The 7,245-nt window shown below is 41.9% G+C and carries 4 protein-coding genes and 5 pseudogenes; 6 read left to right on the top strand and 3 right to left on the bottom strand.

From position 1 onward, the window contains the following. The 3 pseudogenes from IQ224_RS19805 to IQ224_RS24365 all read left to right on the top strand — a co-directional run. Nucleotides 1-681 (top strand): annotated as a pseudogene (locus IQ224_RS19805) (IS5-like element ISMae6 family transposase); the annotation flags it as partial. 115 nt (nt 682-796) lie between these two features. Then, a pseudogene (locus IQ224_RS24370) lies at nt 797-1,407 on the top strand (helix-turn-helix domain-containing protein); the annotation flags it as partial. A 152-nt stretch (nt 1,408-1,559) separates the two neighbouring features. Then, nucleotides 1,560-1,974: pseudogene (locus tag IQ224_RS24365) on the top strand (transposase); the annotation flags it as partial. 219 nt (nt 1,975-2,193) lie between these two features. Here the strand turns inward: IQ224_RS24365 and IQ224_RS19790 are convergent. Together IQ224_RS19790 and IQ224_RS19785 are read right to left on the bottom strand one after the other, a co-directional pair. Next, nucleotides 2,194-2,391, bottom strand: a pseudogene (locus IQ224_RS19790) (transposase family protein); the annotation flags it as partial. Nucleotides 2,392-2,531: 140 nt separating this feature from the next. Beyond that, nucleotides 2,532-3,191, bottom strand: a pseudogene (locus tag IQ224_RS19785) (IS5-like element ISMae4 family transposase); the annotation flags it as partial. A gap of 431 nt (nt 3,192-3,622) precedes the next feature. Between IQ224_RS19785 and IQ224_RS19780 the strand changes: the two are divergent. From IQ224_RS19780 to thiD, 3 genes are all read left to right on the top strand, one after another. Beyond that, the gene (locus IQ224_RS19780; RefSeq protein ID WP_002742537.1) at nt 3,623-4,444 is read left to right on the top strand and encodes a cell division protein FtsQ/DivIB; all 822 of its coding nucleotides are present in this window, start codon (nt 3,623-3,625) and stop codon (nt 4,442-4,444) included. 192 nt (nt 4,445-4,636) lie between these two features. After that, complete coding sequence (ftsZ, locus tag IQ224_RS19775; RefSeq protein WP_002742535.1) at nt 4,637-5,884, top strand: cell division protein FtsZ; 1,248 nt, start codon at nt 4,637-4,639, stop codon at nt 5,882-5,884. 6 nt (nt 5,885-5,890) lie between these two features. Then, a complete protein-coding gene (gene thiD, locus IQ224_RS19770; RefSeq protein WP_002742533.1) occupies nt 5,891-6,691 on the top strand; it encodes a bifunctional hydroxymethylpyrimidine kinase/phosphomethylpyrimidine kinase in 801 nt (266 codons plus the stop codon). Nucleotides 6,692-6,964: 273 nt separating this feature from the next. Here thiD and IQ224_RS19765 read toward each other — a convergent pair. Further along, the coding region (locus IQ224_RS19765; protein WP_194033393.1) for a transposase at nt 6,965-7,245 on the bottom strand (281 nt) is incomplete at its 5' end.

Below are 7,245 nucleotides of genomic sequence, written 5' to 3'. Positions count from 1 at the left end.
GTCACAGAAGTTGCTCGCCAACAACTCTGGATGTACCAAAATAACAAACAGAGTATTGAAGACAGAATTGTCAGCTTAACTCAACCCCATATCCGTCCGATAGTCAGAGGAAAAGCTGGAAAACCCGTAGAATTTGGGGCCAAATTCTCAGCAAGCTGTATAGATGGTTACATATTTTTAGACCGGATTAGTTGGGATAACTTTAATGAATCAGGAGATTTAAAAGCACAAATAGAAGCTTATTATGACTATACAGGATACTATCCAGAATCAGTTCATGTGGACAAAATTTATCGAACCAGAGAAAACCGATCTTGGTGTAAAGAAAGGGGAATCAGAATCAGTGATCCCCCATTAGGAAGACCAGCCAAAAATGTTAGTAAAGAACAAAAGAAACAAGCTACCGATGATGAGAGGATTCGGAATTGTATAGAGGGCAAATTTGGACAAGGGAAAAGAAGATTTAGCTTAGGTAAAGTGATGGCTAAACTTCCTCATACTTCCTTTTCAGCGATTGCTATTACTTTTTTAGTCATGAATCTTTCTAACCTGTTGAGGCAGGTTTTTTGGGCTTTTTTATGTCTGAAATGGAAAAACAGCACTTTTTCTCGGTCAATGATTAGGATAAGTTATAACTTAAAAATTAATCAACAACTAAAGCTTATGCTTGTAGCTAAGTGAAATCATTGATTAAGAGACCTGTACTTTTCAATGACTTTTTGCCGCAAACCCTAATACCAAATTTCAAAAACTATGGCATACTTATAGAAAAGATTATTAAGTGGATAAATTGACGATGCCGGTCGTACCCAAAATTGATATTGTTGAGTCAGTAGAAGATTTAAAAAAATTAATGAAACAACAAAAAAGTAGTTTAGCCTACGCTAAAGTACAGTCCTTATATTTTTTGAAGATGGGGGAGGTAGAGACGGTTCGCCATTTAGTGGTATTAATGGGACGAGGGGAAAGAACAATCCATCGCTGGTTAAGTTTCTACAAAAAAAGGAGGAATTGATCGATTATTATCTGAAGGAAAACCACCAGGAAGACCGAAAAAGATTTTGGTAGAAGAAGTCGCTCTTTTACAAAACGAATTAAAAGACCCAGTGGGTTTTACCAGCTATAAAGAGATTTATTTTTGGCTCTCGGTCGTTCGAGAAATTTCCGTCAGCTATACAACAGTTTATCGTCTCGTTAGACAGGAATTAGGAAGCTCAATTAAAAGTACCTAGACCAGGAAATCCGAGACAATTGCCTGGCGAAGTAGATGAGTTTAAAGCGAACTTATCTAAACGACTAAAAGCTTTACTAGACAGGGAAAGCGAGAAAGTAAAGCGTTACGAGAAAGTAAGTTTTTGGTGCGAGGATAAAAGTAGATTTGGTTGTCACACTATTGCTCGGAATAAAATAACTGGCTCTTCTAGGTTCTGTGTGATAAGTTTAACTCACATAGGATCGATCGATCTTTGTGTTCTTTGTGTCTTTGTGGTTAGTTCCACCCCCTCGCTAGGAGGAATGTATCTTAGAATACATTTTACCCACCAAACCTGGGAGAGCCAATAACTCTTTTCGGAGTTAAGCCGATTGGTAATTTTTAATATAACTTCCAATGCTTTTGGCTGTACGGGGCTGTAAAGCCTCGACAGGGCAGAAGCTTCTTCTATGAATTCTCCCATTTAGATGGGGATTGTTTCGGAGAATATCTATTACAACTATCGCAAGCTTTTCCCAATGAATTACATATTTTACAAGTAGATAACGCTCCTGCACATATGGCGGGACACTTAGAAATTCCCGACAATATTATCTTGTTTTATCAACCTTCTTGTTGTCCTGAAGTTAACCCCGCAACAGAGAGTTTGGCTGTACCTGAAAAATTTTCTGGCATGGGAAACTTTTGAATCTCTTGATGCTTTAAGAGATAAACTTGATGCTCTTTTAAATCGTTTATCCAATAGAACTCTTGCAAATTAATTATATGTTATAATAATGGGTTAACTAATTTTTTTGGGAAAATTAGTTAATCAGTACATTCGTCCTGAATGAAAACTTGAAGTTTAACTTTTAACTCAAAACTCTTTAGAGCTGCTTTAATTTGGTTATCAAAACCTCTTTATTTAAGCGGCACAAACTATCTCAATTATAAAAATTGAGAATAAATTCTCCTTGACTTGATTAATCTTTAGGCAACTTTTAAGAAGCTGCTATACCTATCCCTAACTCACAGTTATAAATAGCCGCCAACAAGTTAACTCTTAAACTATATCTTCGACGACGATTCCGATATTTACAGGATAAGATTTTAAAGATTTTGAGTTTCCTATTTATAGGTTCAATGATAATCCTTTCTTTGGCTAAAGCCTTGTTATACTCTTTTTCTAACTCTGTTAATTGGCTCTTCTCGACTTTGTGTGATAATTTTTGCTTATGGAATCGTGAAATACTTATCGGGTAACACTTGTAGGACTATTTTGTCGAAGAAACTATCAGTATAGACCTCGTTTCCACACAGAAACCAGAAGAGCCGTTAATTTTCTATTTTTCGATTTCTTTTTCGGTGTATAACTATTACTATGGTATGCAGCTATTCCCTGATAACCACTGTCTTCTATGCTGGTAGTTAAAGGATGAAAACGAACTCGACTTTTTTTAAATAAACTAAAATCATGACCTCTACCTTTCCCACAAAAGACACAGATAATTTCCTCGGTATTTTGATCAGCTACTAATTGGGATTTTAAAGTATGATAACCTCTTTTACCCCCCAAAAAATCTTTCTGTTTCTTTTGGGGGCGTTCAATGGGAGTTTCCGTTACATCCATTACCGTTATGACCGGTATCTCTGCTTGATTGAGTAAAGCTTTTTTTCCTTTTAAACGGAAGTTTCCCGATTGTAAAAGCATTTTTTCCGTCTTATTTACAATCCGACATATAGTTGATTCTGATAGTTCCCAGCTTGTACCAATGTGAAAATATGTTCTATATTCTCGCCAATATTCTAACGTTACTAAAACTTGTTCTTCTATAGATAGTTTAGGTTTCGGCCCCCTTTTAGATGGTGAATTAGAGTCGGCTTCAACACTTTTTACTGATTCTACCATCTTTCTATATGTTTGTTTATACACACCGAAACGGCGTTTGAATTGTTCATCTGATAAGTTTTGATAATCCATAATTTTGCTAATAAACATAGCAAAATTATAGATGATTTCCTGACCTAAGATCACATTTTATTCTTTTTTCCACTTCAATCTAAGAATTGAGAAAAAAGCAAAACCTTACATCATACCATAAAAAAATTATGCAAGAGGTCTAATGACACTAGGCTCTTCGTTACTTGGTATGGTTCGATAGGGGGGCATAAATCGACTAAATCCTTATCTGGCAAAGGATTTAATTGATTAGTTCGCTCTAGATCGAAAATAATTGACAAAAATCGCTAAATGCCTTTCTATATAGGGGTTCCATCCCTTATAACCCCCGTTCATTGCATAACACAAACCGAAGAGCCTGACACTATCGGGTATTTAACGGGATGGTCTTGGATTTTAGAAGCTCTATGTCTGTCAGGAATTTAGAAATTTGGTATAAGATAACAGCAAAACTGTCCGAGATTTTCCCTATGAGCGATCAAATTCTTTCATCCCTCTCCCTGGAACAAAAACGACAAAACCTGCGCCACCAAAGGCGCTCGAAGGTGTGGCAAGCTCTAGGTCGCTTTCTGGTGGTTAGTGGTTTAGCGACGGGATTAGCTTGGGGGATGACTTCACCCTATTGGACAATTACCAAGACTGGACAGGTGGAAATCGCAGGCACGGAATTAATGTCCCCCGAGTCGATTCGCGCTTGGCTGAAATTAAGCTATCCTCTATCTCTCTGGGAATTACCTACCCATCAATTACGAGAAAAATTAGCGGCTATTCCCGCTATTGCCGACGTTAAGATCGAGCGGCAATTATTACCCCCGAAAGTGATTGTTTCTATTCAAGAAAGAAAACCTGTTGCCCGTTGGCGTTCTCATCAACAGCAAGGTTTTTTAGATGCCTCGGGAACGATAATTCCTCAAAACTATTATGGTCGAACTCTGCCCAAAAGCCAATTACCTAGCCTAGAAGTGCTTGGTTACGACCGACAATATCAACAACAGTGGCAAAAAATTTATCCCTTAATTGATAACTTATCCATTAAAATTACCGCCATCGATTGGCGCAATCCTAGTAATCTTGTACTAAAAACCGAGCTAGGACAGGTCTATTTAGGTTTTTATAAAGATAGATTGCCCGAAAAATTAACCGCTCTCGTACAATCGCGGCAATTGTCATCCAAGATACCTCTAGCGCGAATTATCTACATTGATCTGAGCAATCCCGATGCTCCCACTGTACAATTAAAGCCACAGCCAGCCCCTAGGGTTGCCAAAGTAACGGCAACCGGTCGGGATTAACTGGAATTGATCAGTAAATAACCGCAATTATTCCCTTTAGGTATTGGCAAAAAAACCAAATTATGATTTTATGAACAAGAAACTGATACTGTAGATACTGGAACCGACATAATATTAGTGATAGTGTTAACAGTGCATCTCTAATTCATCAAATCAATAACAGAATCTTGTACTAAGAGTGTTCCAATTCCAATGACATCGATTAATGAGATCGTTCCCACCTATCCCAATCTGAACAGTAACGATTATGCTAGTTCAGCTATGAGCGAAGATAATCATTACTCTCAGAATAATGCTGGAGTATTATTTACTCGTCCCCATGAATCACAGATGACACCCCGAGAAGAAAGTCGTAGTAATCGCATCGTGCCGAGCAATGTCGCCAAGATCAAGGTGATCGGGGTCGGCGGTGGGGGCTGTAACGCCGTTAACCGCATGATCGCCAGTGGCGTGACCGGAATCGAATTTTGGGCAATTAACACCGATGCCCAGGCCCTGGCCCACTCCTCCGCCCCCCAGAGGTTACAAATCGGGACAAAATTAACCCGCGGCCTAGGGGCGGGGGGCAATCCGGCGATCGGACAGAAGGCGGCGGAAGAATCCCGGGATGAAATCGCCCAAGCATTGGAAGGAACCGATCTAGTCTTTATTACCGCCGGCATGGGCGGCGGTACGGGAACAGGGGCTGCTCCAATTGTGGCCGAAATTGCCAAAGAAATCGGCTGTTTGACCGTGGGAGTTGTGACTCGTCCCTTTACCTTCGAGGGTCGTCGTCGCACTAATCAGGCCGATGAGGGGGTGGGCGGTTTACAAAGTCGGGTCGATACCCTGATTATTATCCCCAATAACCAGTTATTACAGGTAATACCCGCCGAAACTCCCCTACAGGAGGCTTTTCGCGTCGCTGATGATGTGCTGCGGCAAGGGGTGCAGGGCATCTCGGACATTATCACTATCCCCGGTCTGGTGAATGTGGATTTCGCCGATGTGCGGGCAGTGATGGCCGATGCGGGTTCGGCCCTAATGGGCATCGGCATCGGTTCCGGAAAATCTCGGGCTAAGGAAGGAGCGATCGCTGCTATTTCCTCGCCGTTACTGGAATCCTCGATCGAAGGGGCGAAAGGTGTGGTCTTTAACATCACCGGTGGTCAAGACCTAACCCTACACGAAGTCAATGCCGCCGCCGAAATTATCTATGAAGTGGTGGATCCCAACGCTAATATCATCTTTGGGGCAGTAATTGACGAGAAAATGCAGGGAGAAGTCAGAATTACCGTCATTGCCACCGGTTTTTCTGGGGAATCCCCCTCTCGTCCCACCAGTAACAAGGTGGTGATCAATACCCCCGCACCCAGTCCGGCACCCACTCCTGAACCACCAAAACCGGCGGGATTAGATATCCCCGAGTTCTTGCAACGTCGTCGTCCTTTTGATCGCTAACCGCCTATGACTGCCATTGCCCTCACCATCGCTGGTTCCGATAGTGGTGGCGGCGCGGGAATTCAAGCTGATTTGAAAACCTTCGCCTTCCACCGAGTTCATGGCACCAGCGCCCTTACCTGCGTTACCGCCCAAAATACCCTGGGGGTCGAGCGCGTCGAATCCTTAAGTCCAGAAATGGTAACAGCCCAAATCGATGCGGTGGTCAGGGATTTCGGTGTGTCAGCGGTCAAGACGGGAATGCTGTTTAGTAGCGAGATTATCGAAGCGGTGGCCGAGGCGATCGAGCGCTGGCGTTTAACCAGTTTAGTGGTGGATCCGGTTATGGTTTCGCGGGTAGGAGCCAAATTAATTGATGATCGGGCTATAGATAGTCTTTTTAATAGTTTAATTCCTCTGGCTTCGATTGTTACCCCTAATCGTTACGAAGCACAGCTTTTAAGTGGCATCGAGATCAATGATTTTGAGACGATGAGAGCGGCCGCCGAAATTATTTTCCAGAAGTCAGCCACACCGGTATTAGTGAAAGGAGGAGCCATGAAAGGCCGGCTGCGTGGGGTTGATATCTACTTTGATGGGGAGGAATGGCAAACTTTTAAGACCAGAAGCGTCGAAACCAATAACACTCACGGGACTGGTTGTACCCTATCGGCAGCGATCGCGGCTAACCTCGCTTTGGGTGATGACCTAAAAATAGCGGTGAAAAAAGCCAAGGAGTACGTTACTAACGCCCTTGAGCATTCCCTCGCTATCGGTAGCGGAACCGGTCCAGTAGGCCATTTTTACCGCTTAAAAGCCCTAAATTAGTCAATTCATAACCACTACTCCGCGTATTTCCCCCAAGTACCCCAGAGTTTCACTGGTCGCCCCTCGGTTCCCCTCTCGGTCTATCGGGAATTAGTCAAAGAATTGCAGTCCACCCAGGCACGGGTGGAATTTCTAGAAGCACAAAACCAGCGGTAATGATTCGGTAGTAAGCTAAAACGCACTTAAACCACCTAAAATAGAAATAGTAACTTGAGAAAAATTCTACTTATGCCAGCTAAAGATTTCCGGTTCTTCCGAACTTACCATGTAAAATCAACTAGCAAAATGCCAATTTAATAAACATCTAAGACTAAAGTTTTTAAAGTTTCTAAATCCATAGCCTCTCCTTTTAATCACCTTCAGTTTATTATTAATTCCTTCCACTGTTCCCTGGGTTGTTCGGTTATCAAAATAGGCAGTTATTTCGTCAATCCACCGCCTCATTGTCTGGCAGCTTTTAGGAAAGTAAGCCATCGCCTTTTTGAGCCAATCACTCAAGGCAAATAATCCCTCATTCCCCTCCCTATTTTTCTCAAATACTTCTCTAAATTCCT

This window comes from Microcystis sp. LEGE 00066 (assembly GCF_015207925.1).
Taxonomy (GTDB): domain Bacteria; phylum Cyanobacteriota; class Cyanobacteriia; order Cyanobacteriales; family Microcystaceae; genus Microcystis; species Microcystis ichthyoblabe_A.
The sequence above is the reverse complement of the archived record's forward strand: the minus strand, read 5'-3'. Positions and strand labels throughout refer to the sequence as shown.